Below are 20,213 nucleotides of genomic sequence, written 5' to 3'. Positions count from 1 at the left end.
GGTATTTTTGGAAGGGACCTTAAGTCTTTTATTAATTTATTTTAAGTATAATCCTTACAATTATAACAAGGAATTTTACAACTATGAGTTTTTTAAAAGAATACGACAGCGAAATATTTGATTTATGTGAGCAAGAGCTAGAACGTCAAACAGACCATTTAGAGATGATTGCATCTGAAAACTTCACACTTCCAGCAGTTATGGAAGCTATGGGTTCTGTTTTTACAAACAAGTATGCTGAGGGTTATCCTGCAAAACGTTACTATGGTGGTTGTGAGTACGCTGATAAAGTTGAACAATTAGCAATAGACAGAGCATGTGAACTTTTTGGATGTTCTTTTGCAAATGTACAACCGCACTCAGGAAGTCAAGCGAATGGAGCTGTATATGCAGGTCTAATCAAAGCTGGCGATAAAATTCTTGGTATGGACTTATCTCATGGTGGTCACTTAACACATGGCTCTAAGCCTTCATTTTCTGGTAAAAACTATTCTCCATTTTACTATGGTGTTGAGCTTGATGGTCGTATTAACTACGAAAGAGTTATGGACATCGCTAAAATTGTTCGTCCAAAAATTATCGTTTGTGGTGCTTCGGCATACGCACGAGAAATAGACTTTAAAAAATTCCGTGAAATTGCTGATGAAGTTGGCGCAATTTTATTTGCTGACATCGCGCATATTGCTGGTTTAGTTGCAGCAGGAGAACATCCTTCTCCATTCCCTTATGCTGATGTTGTTACAACTACTACACACAAAACTCTTGCAGGACCTCGTGGTGGTATGATTATGACTAACCATGAGGATATTGCTAAGAAAATGAACTCAGCAATCTTCCCTGCTCTTCAAGGTGGACCACTTGTTCATGTAATCGCAGCTAAAGCAGTTGGATTCAAATACAACCTTTCACCTGAGTGGAAAGATTATGCAAAACAAGTGAAAGCAAATGCTAAAATACTTGGTGAAGTAATGGTTAAACGTGGTTACGATGTAGTTTCTGGTGGAACTGACAACCACTTAATCCTTGTGTCTTTTGTAGGTAAGGAAATTTCTGGTAAAGATGCTGATATAGCACTAGGTAATGCCGGAATGACTATCAACAAAAATACTGTTCCCGGCGAAACAAGAAGTCCTTTTGTAACTTCGGGTATTAGAGTTGGATCACCTGCTCTTACTTCTCGTGGTATGAAAGAAAAAGAGTTTGAACTTATCGGCAATAAAATGGCTGATGTTTTAGACGATATTTCCAACACTGACCTTCAGGCATCCATCAAAGAAGAGTTAAAAGCTTTAGCTCAAAACTTTGTAATATATAACCAGTCAACATACTAAGGCATATTAAACTATGACAGCAATGGATCTTAAACTTATTAAAATGGTGAGTGATCACTACTGGGAAAAGAAAGACACAGTGGTAGATAAACTCACATTTAAGGGTCGTACTTTTTACAACAAGTTTGAAAAAATCGATGCACCATTAAATCAATCTGTAATTAATAAGCACATTAAAGGTGAAATTACTGTTGCTCACTCTATTGTAAATAAACACAATAAAGTTGAAAACATTGTAATTGACTATAATGGAAGAGATCCTGAGCGTTTTTATCATAAAGCACAACTCTTACTTCGTGAAGAAGGATACATTAACTTTACCGCTTATAAAACAAAAACTGATGGTCACCTTCATGTTTACATTCACAAAGGTCATACAACACTTCAAGAAGCAATCCAACTTGGAAAAATGATTTCAATGAAACTTGCAGCGAAACAACCTAAACAATGGCGTATGTTTCCAAATGCAGATATGCCTGATGAATACAACATCTTAACACTTCCGTATGAAGTGTACTCTAAAGAAAGAGGAGCTTCTTGGTCTAAACATATGTGAGCAGCGTAAATAAAATGACAACTTCTTGTCATTTTTAGCTGCGAATCAAGGTCGATGTACGAAGTACCGACCGCGAAGGACAATTAAGCAAGTCCAACAATGGCACACATTCTGCTAGAGTATAAACATTAACGTAAAAAAGAGGATAAATCATGAACGAAAGTAACGAATTAAACGACATCATCTTAAACAAGAGTGGTCCAGCAAACAATAATAAAAAAATTATTTTAGCAGTAGCTACACTTGGTGTTATACTTATCGTAGTTGTAATGTTAATGAATTCTCTTACCTCCACAGGAACAGACAATTTACCTCAAACACCTCTTCCTCCTGAGCCACAAACACAAGCATCTAAAGATATGACAGATGAACCACTTTTTGAAGAAGTTGAAGTGATGCAAGAAGAATCTCAGAGTGCTGATAACCTTGACGAAATTGCAAGAAAACTTAAAGAAGAAAGTCAAGAGGCACAAGTTCAAGAAGTTGAGATTGTTGAAGAGCCAATTATTGTACAAAAAAGAAAAACTGCCGTTGTAAAAGCTAAGACTGTCATAAAGCCTAAGCCAAAACCAGTAGTAAAAACTACTACTTCTGTAAGTACGTCTAAGAATTATTACTACATTCAAGTTGGATCTTTTTCTAAATATGCTCCAAATAAAAAATTCTTAGGCTCTATTACAAACTTAGGTTATAAATACAAATTTCATAAAGTCACTAAAAATGGAAAATCTACAAACAAAGTTCTTGTTGGTCCATTTAAGTCAAGCGTAGTTGCAAAAGATGCAAGACGAGTACTTCGCACTAAAGTTGAGCCAGGTGCTTTCTTAATCAAACTATAAAAGGGAGGGAACTTTCCTTTTGATCTACTCTAAACAATTTACATTAGACCAACTCGCACCTATCGCTGTGTATGCAAAATTAAAAGCTTTGTTTGGTGGCGAAATCACCTACCTTTTTGAAAGTGCTGGACAAAGTGAAGGAAACTATAGTTTTATCTGTATTGGAGCACGAGAACGACTTCAATACATAAATGAAAAGACTATTTACACTGATGCATATGGTATCCGAAATGAAAAAGAAGAAAATCCTTTTACTTTTTTAAAAACCTACTACAAAAATAGAAACACAACTCCATACAAAGAAGCGTGTAAAGATTTAAAAATTGGCTATGTTGATGGTTTTATTGGATATATTGGATATGACATGGTTAAAGTATTTGAGCCAAAACTTGGTTCAAGTATGGACAATCTAGAAGATGAACTTAACACTCCAGATTTAGACTTAATTTTGCCTAAAATGATTTTAGTGTACTCACATAAAAACCATCAAATCACTTTAGTAAGTACACTTGAAAGCTTCTCAAATAAGTTTCAAGATATTCATGATGACTTAAAAGGAACATATACCTACCAACACCGAGTGAGAAATATCGGAACAGATAAAGGTAGCTTCGCACACTCAAAAGAAAAGTTTTTTAATATGATTGACAAATCTAAAGAGATGATTCGAAGTGGTGATGTTTTTCAAATTCTTATGACAAACCGTTTCACTAGAAACATCAAAGTAGATCCTTTTAGTTTTTACAGAATCCTTAGAACGAAGAACCCTTCACCGTATATGTTTTTACTTGAGTATGACGACTTTAATATAGTAGGCTCTTCACCAGAAGTTATGGTTAGACTTACAGATGGTGAAGTACTCCTTCGCCCAATTGCAGGAACGAGAAAACGTGGGGTAAGTAAACAACAAGACCTAGCACTAGAAAAAGAACTTTTGGCAGATCCAAAAGAATTAGCTGAGCACCTTATGCTTATAGACTTAGGTCGTAATGATGTTGGTCGTGTAGCAAAAACTGGAACTGTAAAAGTCGAAGATATGATGCATATTGAAAGATTTTCTCATGTTATGCATATTGTCACTGATGTTGTATGCGAACTTGATCAAGACAAAGATATGTTTGATCTATTTATGGCAACATTTACAGCGGGAACTATGACAGGAGCACCAAAAATTCGTGCTATGGAACTCATAGCTGAGTATGAAGGTATGAAACGTGGTTTTTATAGTGGAAGTATAGGTTACTTCGGTTTTGATGGGAATATGGATAGTGCTATTACCATTAGAACTGCTATGGTAAAAGAAGACAAAGTAATTCTACAAGCTGGAGCTGGAATCGTTGCAGATAGTGTAAAAGAATCAGAATACCAAGAAGTTGAAAATAAGCTTGGTGCTTTAGTTCATTCTTTAGAAGATTTAGACCCAAAAGAGAACCCATAGTGAAAAAAATATTTGCTATCTTTGGTGATCCAGTATCACATTCACGTTCACCAATCATGCACAATGCTGTGTTTAAAAATCTTAACTACCCTGCTTGCTATGTCAGAATCCACCTCAAAGATGGTTCTAAGCTTCGTGAAACTTTTTTTAGGCTCGGTTTAAGCGGTGCAAATATTACAGTTCCGCACAAAGAAGAAGCTTTTAAAGCTTGTGATGAAATAAGAGGCTTTGCGCAGAAAGTTGGAGTTGTTAATACCATCGTTAATGAGAATGGAAAACTTGTAGGTTATAACACAGATGCTGATGGGTTTATGTTTGCTATAGAAGAATTTGAAAATGTGAAAAATATTTTAATTTTAGGTGCTGGTGGAACGGCAAAAGCACTCGCTTCTAGATTTCTACAAGATGCTATACAAGTTGATATAATCAATAGAAGTGAAGGAAGACTTTCTTTTTTTAAAGAGATTGGCTGTCAAACATTTACTTGGGATTCTTATAAAACTAAAAAATATGACCTAGTTGTAAATACAACAAGTGCAGGCTTAAAGGATGAAGAGCTTCCTGCTCCAAAAGAAATAATAGATTCAGTGTTAAACAACACAAATTTCGTAGCCGACGCAATATATGGAAAACTCACTCCATTTCTACACTTAGCAAAAGAAAAAAACATCACGTATAAAGATGGAGCGGATATGCTCTTAGGTCAAGGTGTTTTAGCAAATGAATTGTTTGTAGAGAAGAAGTTAAAAAAAGAAGATATAAACACTTTTATGAAAAAAAGCTTTAAGTTCTAAACTTTTAGGTAAACTTATCCGTTCTTTCATAGTTGAGGGATGCTTAACAGTTTTATGTAAGGAACGCAATCAAATTCTTTGTTGATTCATGGTAGTTGGTTATTTTTTAAATAAATTACTTACTTAAAGTACTACTGCAATTGGAGGCGTATATGAAAACTGATTTGAATAATATTTCAATAGATTTACTCCCAATAAATGTTGCTATATTACGTATAAATACTAACGGTGAATTTATCCTTGTAAATGTAAATACAATGCTTCAAGAAACAGAAAGAATTTCAAAAGAAGCATTGATTGGACAGTCAGTAACTAAGGCTTTTACAGGTCTAGAAAAGATGGGCTTGATTGAGATGTTTAAGCGTGTTTTGGAGTCTGGAGTTAGCGAAGTATTGAACGTAGCCTATTACCAAGATGAACGCAAGTCAGGGTGGCGTAAAAATAAAATTTCAAGATTAGATGAAGAAACTATCATAGCCCTTTACGAGGATGTCAGTCTTCTAAAAGAGCTTGAAGGTGAGGTCGCAGAAAAAATTAATGAGTTAGAGAACTTAACCAATAAATTTGAAGATAAGGCACTTGATTTACAAAAAGCCCAGAAACTAGGTAAAATTGGTTCATGGAAATACGATATAGTTGAAGATATTCTCATTTGGAGTGATGAAACATACAATATATTTCAAATCGATAAAATTAAAAATCCAGTTAGTACATTGAATGATTTTTTTACAAAGGTTGATCCTACTTATATAGAAGTTGTAAACCGAGAGTACACTCAACATTTAAAAAGTGCTATACCTTATGAGGTAACTCATGAACTTCTACTAGAGGATGGTACATCTAAATGGATAAAAGAACGGTGTGAAACAATCTATGACACTGGTAATAACCCTATTGAGTCAAATGGTATCCTTGAAGATATCACAGAAGATGTAGAAAACAAAAACAATATCCGCAAAAAAGAAGCCCAATTACTTCAACAATCAGGTCTTGCTCAAATGGGAGAGATGATTAGTATGATTGCACACCAATGGAGACAACCACTTTCAATCATAACATTAAAAATATCGAACTTACAGTTTAAGCAACTATTTGGTAAAAAAGTTCCCCAAAGTGAAATAGATAATGTTTTTACTTTTATCAATGATACAATTATTTATCTATCTGAAACTATAGATGACTTTAGAAATTTCTACAAACCAGATAAAGAATCATTAAATGTAAATTTAGAAGAAGTTATTTCAAAAGCATTAAATGTAATAAAACCATCATTACTAAATGAAAAGATAAAAATTATACAAGAGTATCATTCAAACGAAGAAATAGAGCTTTATGACAACGAGGTAATGCAAGTTGTTTTAAGTATTTTAAAAAATTCGCAAGATAATTTTAAAGATAAGAATCTTAAGAATCAACAAATTACGATTACAACAAGAGATAGAACAATTACTATATGTGATAATGGTAAAGGAATAAAAGAATCTATTATAGACAAAATATTTGATCCATACTTTTCAACTAAAAATGAAAAAAATGGAACAGGATTAGGCCTTTATATGGCTAAAACTATTATTGAAGAACACCATAATGGTAAATTTACTGTAAAGAATACAAGTGATGGGGTCTGTTTTAGAATTGAATTTGGCGTAATATTAAAGGGCTAAATTATATCAACGATAAAATTAGAAGTGTTCAAAACTTTGTGTCAGACCGATAGAATATTAAATTCTAAAGGAACGACTCATAAAACAAGGTACCAGAATTGATGTCCAAGATGGAGTATTTGCTCCACTGATTAAACAGCTTACTAAAACTACTATATATATGTATCCAAACTACAAGTAAAAAGTGCTCAATGCCTATTTGGAACTGGAGTTTAACACTTTCTCAATTGCTTATATTTTTTTAAGGGAGATTGGATGCAGCTTTAAATATATAATGTAAAAGCTCACTTTTTTTGTTCCATAATCTCTTAAGGTTTGTGGAACAAAAAAAGAATGTAATTGCTACTTGTGTTCCAAATATAAGAGCTTAGGAGGCTTAAGTTTAGTGTGACTTCGGATACTGGAGCTAACTTGGTAGACTAGATAATACAAAAAAATAAATAAACTACATGAATTGTATTTGGTGCTAATAAATAGCACCTATATGACACCAAAATAGATTAAACTATCAAATAATATAATTTATTATATTATATTATTTTTTAAGTTCTATAATTATATAATATCATATAAAATAATATTATGTAAGTCTGTTTTAAATAATTGAATAGATAAACTAGGAATTATAATGCTAAATTGTGATACTCTTATTCAACTACCTAATAATGAAAAATACAATATATTGATTGTTGAAGACACTGAGTTTATTAATAATTCTATACTAAAGACACTAGCTAGATTTCATTATTCATGTGAGCAAGTATTCACTGTTGCAGAGGCTATAGATAAGGTAAAATCAAAAGAATATGATTTTATTTTACTTGATTTAAATCTTCCTGATGGTTCAGGTTTAAAACTATTAGACAAAAAAAAGCACTTATCAAAAGCAAAAATAATTATCTTAACTGCAGAAACAGATGTAGAGCAAAGGGAAACTCTTTTTAAAAATGGGATCTTAGACTATATAGTAAAAGATAAATATTTCAACAATGGTGTTGCTGAAATAAATGGTACGATAAAAGATTTAGAACTTAATAAAAATAGTAGCATACTTGTTATAGATGATTCAAACTTTATCCAAGCACATATTAATAAAATATTAAAAGTCAGAAATTATAATGTGATTCCTGCCTTAAGTGCAGAAATAGGATTAGAAAAACTAGACTCTCATGATATAAATATGATTATACTTGACATGGAATTACCTGGTATACAAGGCTTAGAACTATTAAGAAGAATAAGAAAAAATAGACTTTTTTGCAGAATACCAGTTATTATTTTATCAGGTACTAGTACACCTGTACTTATTAGAGATAGTTTAAAAGCGGGTGCTTCAGATTTTATTCAAAAACCATTTAATGTAGAAGAATTAATCTTAAAAGTAGAGATAGTTATTCATGCAGATAGACAAAGTAAAGCAATCCTTTGCAAACAACAAGTTCTGAATGACTATAAAGACGCTGTTGATAGAAGTAGTATTGTCTCAAAAACAAATACAAAAGGAATTATAACCTTTGTAAATGATAAATTTTGTGGCATATCTGGGTACACAAGAGAAGAGCTTGTTGGTCAAAATCACAACATGGTAAGGCACCCGGATATGCCTTCGTCTATATTTGAAGAGATATGGAAAACAATTCAAGATAAAAAACCATGGTTTGGTAAAATTAAAAATAAAAAGAGGGATGGTGGTTATTATTACGTAGAGACTGTTATTAATCCAATAGTTGATTATGATGGTAATATAGTAGAATATATCGGTATCCGAACAGATATAACTGAACTAGAAAATATTAAAGCAGAGTTAGAAAAAAATCTAAACATATCAAATAAGAATTTCTCTGAAGCTTATAAAATTTCTCAAGAGTATCAAAGAGCGATTGAGGAAAGTAATATACTCTCTCGTACAGATACAGAAGGTAAAATCACTTACGTTAATGATAAATTTTGTGAAATATCTGGTTATTCAAAAGAAGAATTACTTGGAAACTATCATAGTTTAATAAGGCATCCAGATAATTCTAACGAAATATATGCAAATTTATGGGATACTATAAGCTCTGGGAAAGTCTGGCACGGACAAATTAGAAATAGAGCTAGAGGTGGAAGTACTTATTATGTAGAAAGTACTATAGTGCCTATTTTTGATGATAAGGAAAATATTACTGAGTACTTAGCTATTAGACATGATGTAACAGAGATTGTAACCTTACACCAAGAGATGGAAAACACTCAAAAAGAAATTATTCATAAAATGGGTGAAGTTGGGGAAAGTCGTTCTAAAGAAACTGGATTTCATGTGAGACGTGTTGCCGAGTATTCCAGAATTTTGGCACTTTTAGCAGGTCTCAGCACTGAAAAAGCAGAATTATTATATTCAGCTTCACCTATGCACGATATTGGAAAAGTGGCTATTCCTGACAGCATACTTAAAAAACCAGGTAAACTTAATGATGATGAGTGGATAGTTATGAGAAGTCATGCTAAGATAGGATACAACATATTAAAAGAGTCACAAAGACCAATATTAAAAGCTGCGGCAATGGTTTCATATAGCCATCATGAAAAATGGGATGGTTCTGGATATCCAAATGCTATTTTTGGCGAAAAAATTCATATTTATGGAAGAATTACTGCAATAGCTGATGTATTTGATGCTCTAGGTAGCGATAGATGCTATAAAAAAGCTTGGGATGATGAGCGTATTTTTAATCTTTTTGAAGAAGAAAAAGGAAAACACTTTGATCCTAAACTCGTTCATTTATTTTTAGATAATAGAGATGAATTCATAGCTATACGCGATAAATATAAAGATGTAACATAATTATAATTTAACTCAGAATACTGGAACTACAATATATATTCTAAAACACCAAGTGATTAATGAGTAAGAAGTGGATTTACACAGTTAGATTTATACTCTCCTTCAAATCCATCTTCATCAAAAATCTGTCTAGTTAGGGTTACGTTTTAAATTGCTCAAGTTTTGTTGATAGCTCATCGGTTTTACTATTTAAGTTTTCTGATGCTTTAGCTATTGCTTCTACGCTTTTCGCATTTTGGGATGCTATGGATGTAATTTCATCTATCTCCGCTATCACATTATTTACCTGATTTGCAATACTCTCGAAGTCTTGTACAGATTGATCACTTGCCAGTGTTGCTTTGTTTACAATAACTGTTGTTAATTCTATTTTATTTTGAACTTTTAAAGAAACTTCAGATAACTCTTCCATGTATTGAGAGTTTTTATTCATCTCATCACTCGCAGACGAACTTGATTGAACAATAATACTTATAGTAGTATTAATTTCAGATAATGTTTTTTGTGTACGTTCTGCCAGTTTTCTGACTTCATCAGCAACTACAGCAAAACCTCTACCATGTTCCCCTGCACGTGCTGCTTCTATGGCAGCATTTAAAGCTAGTAAATTCGTTTGATCTGCTATGTCTGATATAACAACTAGAACATCCTTCACTTGTTCTGTATCACGCGACAACTCTTCTATCTTTAATGCTAAGTCTACTTCTAACTCGGCATTTTCATGCACTTTTTCCGTAAGAGTTACAATCTCATCTTTTGCCTCAATCAACATCTCATTTGCTTCTATCATCTCTTTTTTTGATTGTATCGCATCATCAATAGAGCTTTTTATTTGAGTGTGTGTATCTGATGCACTTTGTGTAGCCTTAGAAATTATCTCAACAGATTTATCAACGTTTTCGCCAACTTCTGCTGAAGTGATAGAGAGTTCATTTGCTACCGATGCATTCTCATAACTTGACTGCTTTGCACTTGAAACACTTGCATGAACCTTTTCTAAAAAGATATTTATATTATCTCCAACAGAGCCTATTTCATCTCTGCTACTACAAACTATTCTCTTAGTTAAGTCGCCTTCACCTTCTGCTAAATCTTGCGTGATTCCAAGAATATTTCTTACGGGACCCACTATAGCTCTATTTGCTATGAATCCAAATACAACTGATATCACTATAGATAGCAACAAAGAAGATAAAGCTATACTCTTTACCGTAACCATAATTTCTTTATCAGAATCATCTTTCATCTGTTGAATTTTATCTTCGATATTGTCTATATATTCACCAGTCCCAATTATCCAGTTCCATTCTTTAAACAAAATAACATAAGACATTTTAGGACTTGGAATTTCTGAATTTGGTTTTGACCAACTATATTGAACTATACCTTCTGATTTTAATTTTGTTACAGCGACCATCTCATTAAAAAGATACACTCCATTTGGATCTTTAACTTTTGATAAATCTTTTCCATCCAATGCTGGTTTTATAGGATGCATTATCATTTTTGGTGAAGTATCATTAACCCAGAAGTAACCACTCTTGCCAAAACGCATCTGCGATATTGTGTTAAGTGCTTCCTTTTTCATACTTGCTGTTACGTCAGACACATAAGCACCTGTACCAATTATCCAACCATATGGTTTAAAAACTTTTACGTAAGAGATTTTTTCCTGTGCTGTATCAAAACCTGGTTTTGACCAGTGATAGTTTACAACACCAGTTCCGTTAGACTTAACAGCTTCTACCATTTCGTTAAAAAGATATACACCTTTTGGGTCTTTTACTTTTGACAAATCTTTACCATCAAGAGAAGGTTTTATGGGGTGCATAATCATGGTGGGTGTTGTATCATTTATCCAAAAGTAACCATTAACTCCATATCTTGCAGATGAGACAAGAGCTTTGAGGTGAAACTGTAATTTCTCTTTTGCCATTGTGTCTTTATTTTCATTATATGCACTTGCCAATAATGTAAATAAAAAGTCCGTTCTTTCTTTTAGCTCAGCGTTCACTTCTTTTTTGATTTTTTCTTTTGAAGTACGTTCATAAAAAGATTGAACTGATTTTAAAGCTACACTTACATAATTCTTAAGTTCCAGTTCTTTATTCTTATAAGCTTCTTCTTTATATTGAGCAATGTTATTCTCTGTCAGTGAATTTATACTATTAACAGACTGTAGAACGATTGCAAAAGCAACTGTAATTACAGTCGCAATAATTAAAATAACCATTTTCATTTTTATAGATATCTTTAAAGATTTCATATAGTATTACCTTATATATTAAGTACTGAAATACTACAAAAATATAGTAGCATGAAAATAGCAGACATTCGAGATATCATGGTTTCTCTATCATATAGATAGAAAAGAAAAAGTAATAATCATCTTATTAAAAATGTGGATTAAAATCACAAATTTTGAAAACTCACTATTTCCAGAACTACAATCCACTTTAGGTATTCTAGCTCCAAAGAAGAGAAGTTAATTTAATCCGAAGTAAACCTCCGGCTCTGCCAGATGACTATCCGAATTTGATAATTTATGGGAATAATTAAATGTAATTATTATGTAATGCTAATGTAGTTTTATTGTTATCTTGTAGTGTTAATATCTTCTAAATTTTAAGGAGATTTAATGAATAAGTATATAACAAATACAACACTACTATCTTTAAGTACCGCTATCATCCTCGGTATGAGTGGGTGTAGTGGATCCAATGATTTAGTAGATGCTTCTTACATTGGGAATATTCCTACTGTAGGTTCAAAGCTTTCATATGAAGTATTAGATGGAACAATTGAAAATGGAGCGAATCCAGGTACTACAATGGAAATTCGTAACGGTGGCTATGGATCTGCTGCTTCAGCAGATCCTAAATCTATTAATAGATTTTATGCTCTTACAGACAGAGGGGCAAATGCAACTTATACTGGTGCTGATGGAAAAGGAAAGATATTTCCGACACCTGATTACACACCGAGAATTGGATACTTTGAAGTTCAAGAAGATGGAAGTGTAAAAAAATTAAGTGATATTTTACTTAAAGACACTGCAGGAAATAATATTACAGGTTTACCAAACTCAGCTGAACTCGGTGGAACAGGGGAAATTCCTTATGATAAAGATGGTAACACTCTTAAAAATGACGACGGAAGTATTAAAACTGATGACTTTGGACTTGATGGTGAAGGACTTGCTGTTTTAACTGATGGCACATTTTGGGTAAGTGATGAGTACGGTCCACACATGGTTCACTTTGATGCAACAGGTAAAGAGATAGGTCGTATTAATGCTTTTTCTGATGATGCAAGAAATATATATACTTTACCAGCTGAATTTAAAAATAGACGTGCAAACCGTGGTATGGAAGGTTTGACAATTACTCCCGATCAAAAAACTTTAGTTGGAATTATGCAATCAACTATGTATAATCCAAGTTCAGTAGTAAAAACTCTTGATATTACTCGTATAGTTACAGTTAATCTTGAAACTGGTGTTATAGGTCAGTATCTTTATAAACAAGAAAAAGCTGCAAATTCTAACTCTGAAATCGTAGCACTTACAAATGACACTTTCCTAGTGATTGAAAGGGATGGGACTTTTGCAAAAGATACTGCGGAGGGACAAAAACATGTCTATAAAATCTCTTTAAGTAGTGGAACAAACCTTGAGTCTATAGTATCTGCTGGTGATTTATATCAAGATATAAGTGTTGGTTTAACAGTAGATGGTTTTACATTAGAAGAGTCAGTTTTTGTGAGTGGTTTTGATAAACTCTCACAAAGTTGGAATAGACTCTCAGCAAATGGTATCGTACCAGTTGCAAAAACTCTTGTAGTTGATATGATTAAAGAGAATGGATTTGCACATGATAAAATGGAAGGTCTTATCGTTTTCAATGAAAATAAACTTGGTATTCTTAATGATGATGATTTTGCAACATGGTCAACTTCTGGAGTTTTAGAACAAAAATATCTTGATATAGATAAAACAATAATTGATGGGAATACGCTTTATGTAGTAGATGTAAACTTAAGTGCAAAATCTATTGGTATTCCTGCTTTGACAAAGCTTGGTTCATACGAGACAGCTACTGAAGCTGCTAGTGAAATAGTAGCGTATGATAAAACTTCAAAAAGAATGTTTACTACAAATGGCGCTGCAAATAAAATTGATATTATAGATATTTCAAATGTAAGTACTCCTACTCTTGTGAGTCAAATAGATTTATCTCCATATGGTACAGGTGTAAATTCAGTAGCATCTAAAAATGGAAAAATTGCAGTTGCAGTTGAGATTAAATTGACAGATGGTTTACATACAAGTGAAAAAGGCAAGGTAGTTATTTTTGATACAAATGGTGTTTTAGAGAAAAGTGTAACTGTTGGTTATTTACCAGATATGGTAACATTTAATGAAGATGGTACAAAAATAATTGTAGCAAATGAAGGTGAACCAAATGGAGACTATACTGTTGATCCGATTGGTTCTATTGGAATTGTAACTGTAGCAGATGGTTCATATGTAGATGTTGATTTCTCAAGTACTACACTTACAGATGCGACTGATGGTACTCCAGTTAGATTAGGCGCTACTCCAAGTGCTGATCAGGCAAAAGATCTTGAACCTGAGTATATTGCTGTAAGTGGTGATTATGCGTATGTTACGCTTCAAGAAAACAATGCAATGGCTAAGATTAATCTAAGTACTAATACTTTAGAGTATGTAAAATCCTATGGTGCAAAAAGCTGGGAAGCTAGTTCTGGAAATACCTTAGATATAGAAGAAGAGGGTGAGATTAAAATGAAATCTTATGCTGGTCTTTTTGGCCTTTATATGCCAGATACAATAGCAGCATATAATGTTGATGGAGCTACTTATGTTGTAACAGCAAATGAAGGTGATGGCCGAGAGTATCCTATTGATGATGTTAGTGCTTCTTTAGAAACGGGTGATACATTAAATGATGAGAGTAAGATTTCTAAGTTAACTCTGGATACTTCAATAGCATCTGCATATACAGATGAAAATGATTTAAAAGTTGTTATTGACATGGGTGATACTGATAATGATGGTGAATATGAAAAGCTTTATGCTTACGGTGCTAGAAGTTTCTCTATCTGGGATGCAAATGGTGACATCGTATTTGATAGTGGTGATGAAATCAGTAAAAAAGTTGCACTTAATGAACCATTGCTTTTCAACCAAGATGAAGGTGAAATAGACGGTAGAAGTGGTAACAAAGGTGCTGAACCAGAAGCTCTTACACTTGGAACTATCAATGGAAAAACTTATGCATTTCTTGGACTAGAACGTCAAAATGCTATCATGGTTTATGATATTACGATTCCAAGCGCAGCTAAATTTGTTGATTATTATAAAACTGGTGTTGAAGGTGATGTATCTGCTGAGGGTATGAAATTCATACCAGCAACTGATTCCCCAAATGGCAAAAATCTACTTCTTGTTTCTTACGAGATGAGTGGTTCAAATGTTGTGTACGAAATCAACGATTTATAGTAATTTAACTGGTGTAAGTTTTGCATCAGTTAAATTAAACAAGCTTTTCTATGAGAGGCTTTAGTGATTCAAATTCAGGGTATTTATTTTCTAAGTCGCGAGCAAGTTTTATAAGTAAAACATTTCATTCTTCCTATACAGGATATAGAAAATCCTCATTACAAAATAGAAATATTACCAATCATCAAGTACAAACTTTGTAGACTCTTCTTCTGCTTTTTTTTGTGTTTCTTTAAGCTCATTTATCTCTGGTTCGGCTACAACTTTCTCTTGAGGCTTATTTATTTGTTCTTCAAATTGCAATTCTAACCCATTTGATGTCATCATAAAGCCATCTAGTCGAATTTTCCCATCATGGATCAGATTATGGTGTTCTTTACACAACGGCACAAGATTATGCTTGTTGTCTTGATGAAAGTGTCCAATAAATCCAGCCTTGTCTGCTAAAGAGCGTTGCGATATATGGTGAACATCTTCAGCCATAGCTCCACAGATAACACACTTAGTCACATATAATTCTTTGTTGTACTTAGATTTTTTCTTCTTTACCAAAAGTTCTAGTTCATCAAAATCATTTGAAAGTCGTTTTCGTATTTTGTTCGCAGTGTCTAAAAAATCACTGTCCATATGAAGTGACTTAGCAAATTCTAAACCATAAATACTACTCCCACTCCCCTCTTGTAAAACTCTGTTAAATAAAAGCGTATCTTTTTCTTCATCATATTCAACACTAAGATGAAGATTAACTACATTGTTTAAACTTGTAATCTCTTTCATCGTTGAGAGTTGGTGAAGATGTGTTGCAAAAAGAAATAAACATCGTGTTTTTGCTAGCTTCATAATTGCACTTGCAACTATCGCTACGCCAGAAAGCGTCTCCGTCCCATGACTAATTTCATCACCCAAAACAAGAGAACGAATAGTAGAACGGTTGAAAATATTTTTCATCTCAAGCATCTCAACAGCAAAAGTTGAGAGTCCTTTTGCTAGATTGTCTTTTGAGACAATTCTGGTAAAAAGTGAATCAAAAATAGAAAACTTCATTACAGCTGCACTTACAAAAAATCCAGCTTGCGCCATTAAAACTGCGATTCCTATACTCTTCATAAGTGATGATTTACCACTAGAATTTATTCCATATAAAAGTACACCATTTATATCATGTCCATCATGCACTCTTACATCAAGCATCACTGTCTGGGGATGTGGTAAGTCCATATATTCACGATTACCCATAACTATGTCATTTGGAACATATATCCCACCACGTTCTTGTACTTCTATGAGAGGATGACGTAATTGCATAATCTGCATAAAATTCTCATCCCCTACAGCTTCAACAATCATAGGACGAGAATGTTTATATATTTGTGCTACTTTAGAAGAGCTTACCCCAACATCTAAATCCGCCACATAAGAAATCACTCTATCAAAAAGTAAAGAGTAACGTCTCTCATAGACAGACTGGAGTTGTACATATTTTTCTTTTACAAGACTTACAATTTTACGACGATTTTTCATAATTTCATCAGACAAATCATCAGTGAATGCTGAAGTGATTTTTACATTATTTGTAAGTTTTTTAATATTGAAATCTTTAAAATAATCCTCTTTTGAGAAGTCACTTTCTATCTGAGAGAATCTATTCTTTGAAAGAGATATGTAATAGCCCTCTTTTTCTAAGAGTCCTAATGTAACAAGACGATTGGAACTTCCTGCATTAGCATTTACTAAAAGAGTTTCAATACGACTTATAATATCACCAAAAGCAATCATCATAATAGAGTTATCATGAACTAAAGTATCTATTGCCTCATCTACGCCATCCATTAAAAAGTTTTCATCTACGGTATTGTTTGTAAAACGTCTAGAAACATCAAGATCTATACTTTTTTGAATATCGCGAATAAACTCGTCGAGTTCACTCTCATGAAAAGGAGTTTTTTGAATCTTGTATTTTTTCACATATGCCATTAAGTCTTTTACACTTAACATTGATTCGTAAACATGATTCATCTCAAATGGATGAAGTCTCCCAAGAGACAGACGACGAGAGAGTCTTTCTAAGTCATAAATCCCACGCATAGTCTCATCTAAAAAACGAACATGGGAAGATACTTTTTCTATAAGGTTATAACGACGTTCTAATTCCTCTTTATCCATGATAGGATTAAGTAATCTTTCTTTTAGGAGTCTTCGTCCGATAGCTGTCGAGCTTTTATCAAGCATCTTTAAAAGTGTAAACTCTTTTTTATCTTTAGAAATAATTCCAACTTGTTCTAATGCATTATTACCAAGGTACATAAAACGGCGATTATCTATAAGTGTAGGACGAGAAAGCTTTTGTACAATATGTATGTCGTGCTCAATGACAAAGTGAATTAAAATAGCTAAGGCTTCTGTAATCATAGGAGAGCGTTCTAAATCTAAGTGCTCTATTGGTGCAAGAAGTGACTGTATCTGATAAACTTCTCCAAAAAGTTTGTTTTGAAAATTTATCTTAGGTCTTTCATTATTTACACTGTAATGATAATGCTCTGCAATCTCAAGGTATTGCATCACATGTCTTTGATTATCTATTCCATCTAAAAATGTAACAACTACTTCCGAGGTTCTATATATATTTAAAAGATTAAACACTTCATCTAGTGCATACGATGGATCTTCACTTGTCCCGTGTGTTTCATAGAGGTATGTTTTTCCTGTTGTTACATCTATAGCAGAGTATCCAACGTTATAAATCCCTTTATATTTATCAACTAAGAGTGAAACTATATAATTATCATCATTATCAACTATATGCTCAAAATTTGTTCCAGGTGAAACAATTTGTGATATATACCTACTAATTTTCGGGGGATTGCCTTTTTGTTTCACTACAATAATTGTGTATTTCTGCTCACTTATTAAGCGGCTCAAATACCTTTCAAAACTGACAGCTGGAACACCCGCTAAAAGTGGATTTTTGTCTGAATTCTCAATGATACTTTTGTTCTTTTTCGTGAGTTGGATGTTTAAAAGTTCTGCAATTTCTTTGGCTTTACCAATCTGTTCTTCATCGTTATTTACTTCATAAACCTCAAAAAAAGTTCCTATTTCCATAAATACTACAGTATTGTTCCCATATTTATTTTCAAAATAAGTTTGTAATTCAAAATAGCTTTGGGTTAATAGTTTTTCTTTGTTGTTGAGAATTGAGCTAACGTCAGATGCTTGCATATATCACTTTTCCGTAGATTAATTATTAAGATTATATCATAATTACACATTTACGTTAGAAATGCTCATTATATCCTCACTTTTACCGATATAATTTTACTAATATAACTTTATTCGTTATAATCATCACAATATAACAAACAGTTATTATAAGTCATACAAAATTTGGGAAAAATATGAAATATACATTACTTATAGGCTTATCACTAATTACTTCTTTGCATGCTCAAAACCTTACATCAACTGTACAAGAAGTTCTTTCAACAAATCCTATCATCTTAGAAAGACTTAAAAACTATAATTCTATCAAAGAAGATATAACAAGTGCAGAATCTGGTTACTACCCTAAGTTAGATCTTGTTTTAGGTGCTGGACATGAAAGTACAGATAGAACAAATAGACCAGCCAGTGGAGCTAATGAATCTTTTGATTTTAGCGTGTATCAAAACTCATTAACACTTACACAGAACTTATTTAGTGGTTTTGAAACAACATATCAAGTGCAACAACAAGAAAACAAAGCAGTTTCAGCTGCATATAGTTATGTAGAAAAAGTAAATGACACCGCTTTTAGTATGGTTAACAGTTACATTCAAGTGATGAAGAACACTCAACTTCTTCAAACAGCACAAGAAAATGTAGATATTAATGACGAAATATTTCAAAAGGTAAAAAAACTTTTTGATGCTGGTTTGACGACACTCTCAGAGGTAAACAAGATAGAGTCATCTTTGTCTTTATCTAAATCTAACTACATAGTTCAAGAAAATACGTTGATGGATTCTACATATAGTCTTCAAAGAATTTTAGGAAGGTATATAAATCCAACAGAGATGAGTGAGCCTATCTTTGGTTCAGAACTTCCAAGTACATTAGAAGAAGCTACGCAATATGCAATGCAAAATAATCCATCTTTACTAGTGAGTAAATACAATATAAAATTAGCCAAAGCAGCTTACAAAGAAAAAAAAGCACCCTTTTATCCTAAACTCGATCTCGAAGTTTCTCAATCTATGAACAAAAATTTAAGTGCTGCAGAGGGAAATGAAGAGAAATTTCGAGCTATGGCATTTCTAAAATATAATTTCTTCAATGGTTTTTCCGACACTGCAGCATTACAAAAAAGCATCTCACAAATCCATCAAGAAAATCAATCTAAAAATAATTTAAGACGACAAGTAATTGAAGGGATGAATCTTTCATGGGCATCAAACCAAAAACTTTCGCAACAACTTGTACATCTAAAAGATTACCAAAAATTCTCAGAAAAGACACTTACTCTCTATTCTAAAGAATATGACTTAGGTAGACGTTCACTTCTTGACTTATTATCAGCACAAAATGACCTTATAGGTTCGAAGTCTCAAATAATCACTACTAAGTACAGTATGTTGTTTGCAAAGTATAGAATTTTAGATGCTATGGGTACTCTTGTTGCCAGTGTTCTTAACGATGCAAGTATTGTTTATTCAAACGTCGGACTTACTGGTTCTAAAAAACAAGAAAAAGACTCCTTACCAATTAAACTAGATGGAGATAATGATCTCATTGTTGATGATAAGGATATATGTTCAAACTCGCTTTCATCCCAAATGAAAAATATTTATGGCTGCAAAACAATTTTAGAAAATACACTGCAGGTTGAAAGGTATAGTGAATTCACATTCTCTGGAAGTGAGTCTGAGTTATCTAGCCATGGGGAAGATAGACTCCAATCTCTCATTAAACAACTTGGAAATTATGGATTTGAGAATTTAAAATTTGATGTTCTTGGAAATGTGGATATTGAGAGTATGGATTCAAAATCATTACTTCTCTTGTCTGCACAACGTGCAGGTGTTGTAAAAAATATGCTTATAAAAGCCGGAGCTAATGAAGAAAATATTACAATTCATGCGCAATCAGATAACGCACCAATGTATACAAATGCATCTAATAAGGGCAAACGATTAAATAATCGTGTAGATATAGTAGTACGAAAACAAAACAAAATAAAATAAATAAAGGTTTTAAATGCTCATAAC

General features: G+C 32.8%; 11 protein-coding genes. 9 read left to right on the top strand and 2 right to left on the bottom strand.

The genetic code is table 11. The features are described 5' to 3' along the window. Nucleotides 1–83 precede the first annotated feature (83 nt). The 7 genes from ACI9TV_RS08085 (at nucleotide 84) to ACI9TV_RS08055 (ending at nucleotide 9,446) form a co-directional block, all read left to right on the top strand. Nucleotides 84–1,331 (top strand): serine hydroxymethyltransferase, encoded by a 1,248-nt coding sequence (locus ACI9TV_RS08085; RefSeq protein WP_415250270.1) that lies wholly within the window; start codon nucleotides 84–86, stop codon nucleotides 1,329–1,331. 13 nt (nucleotides 1,332–1,344) lie between these two features. After that, on the top strand, nucleotides 1,345–1,887 hold the full coding sequence (locus tag ACI9TV_RS08080; protein ID WP_415250269.1) for a DUF1882 domain-containing protein: 543 nt from the start codon (nucleotides 1,345–1,347) through the stop codon (nucleotides 1,885–1,887). Between the two features lie 152 nt (nucleotides 1,888–2,039). After that, nucleotides 2,040–2,726, top strand: a complete 687-nt coding sequence (locus tag ACI9TV_RS08075; RefSeq protein WP_415250268.1) for an SPOR domain-containing protein — start codon at nucleotides 2,040–2,042, stop codon at nucleotides 2,724–2,726. A gap of 19 nt (nucleotides 2,727–2,745) precedes the next feature. Further along, on the top strand, nucleotides 2,746–4,164 hold the full coding sequence (locus ACI9TV_RS08070) for an anthranilate synthase component I family protein (protein WP_415250267.1): 1,419 nt from the start codon (nucleotides 2,746–2,748) through the stop codon (nucleotides 4,162–4,164). Further along, a complete protein-coding gene (locus ACI9TV_RS08065) occupies nucleotides 4,164–4,958 on the top strand; it encodes a shikimate dehydrogenase (RefSeq protein ID WP_415250266.1) in 795 nt (264 codons plus the stop codon). Before ACI9TV_RS08070 ends, ACI9TV_RS08065 begins: the two co-directional genes overlap by 1 nt. Before the next feature lie 152 nt (nucleotides 4,959–5,110). After that, entirely contained in the window at nucleotides 5,111–6,622 is a 1,512-nt protein-coding gene (locus ACI9TV_RS08060) for an ATP-binding protein (protein WP_415250265.1), read from the top strand. A gap of 628 nt (nucleotides 6,623–7,250) precedes the next feature. Next, nucleotides 7,251–9,446: a response regulator gene (locus ACI9TV_RS08055; RefSeq protein ID WP_415250264.1), complete on the top strand. Its 2,196-nt coding sequence runs from the start codon at nucleotides 7,251–7,253 to the stop codon at nucleotides 9,444–9,446. Nucleotides 9,447–9,585: 139 nt separating this feature from the next. Here ACI9TV_RS08055 and ACI9TV_RS08050 read toward each other — a convergent pair whose 3' ends face one another. Next, a complete protein-coding gene (locus tag ACI9TV_RS08050) occupies nucleotides 9,586–11,712 on the bottom strand; it encodes a methyl-accepting chemotaxis protein (RefSeq protein ID WP_415250263.1) in 2,127 nt (708 codons plus the stop codon). 372 nt (nucleotides 11,713–12,084) lie between these two features. Here ACI9TV_RS08050 and ACI9TV_RS08045 point away from each other — a divergent pair, with 372 nt between their 5' ends. Further along, a complete protein-coding gene (locus ACI9TV_RS08045) occupies nucleotides 12,085–14,970 on the top strand; it encodes a choice-of-anchor I family protein (RefSeq protein ID WP_415250262.1) in 2,886 nt (961 codons plus the stop codon). Nucleotides 14,971–15,144: 174 nt separating this feature from the next. Here the strand turns inward: ACI9TV_RS08045 and ACI9TV_RS08040 are convergent, their stop codons facing one another. Then, complete coding sequence (locus ACI9TV_RS08040) at nucleotides 15,145–18,189, bottom strand: MutS-related protein (RefSeq protein ID WP_415250261.1); 3,045 nt, start codon at nucleotides 18,187–18,189, stop codon at nucleotides 15,145–15,147. A gap of 176 nt (nucleotides 18,190–18,365) precedes the next feature. Here ACI9TV_RS08040 and ACI9TV_RS08035 point away from each other — a divergent pair, with 176 nt between their 5' ends. Beyond that, the gene (locus ACI9TV_RS08035) at nucleotides 18,366–20,189 is read left to right on the top strand and encodes a TolC family outer membrane protein (RefSeq protein WP_415250260.1); all 1,824 of its coding nucleotides are present in this window, start codon (nucleotides 18,366–18,368) and stop codon (nucleotides 20,187–20,189) included. Nucleotides 20,190–20,213: the final 24 nt, after the last annotated feature.

Source organism: Sulfurimonas sp. (assembly GCF_047622445.1).
GTDB lineage: Bacteria > Campylobacterota > Campylobacteria > Campylobacterales > Sulfurimonadaceae > Sulfurimonas.
This window is presented reverse-complemented; position numbering and strand designations above follow the sequence as displayed.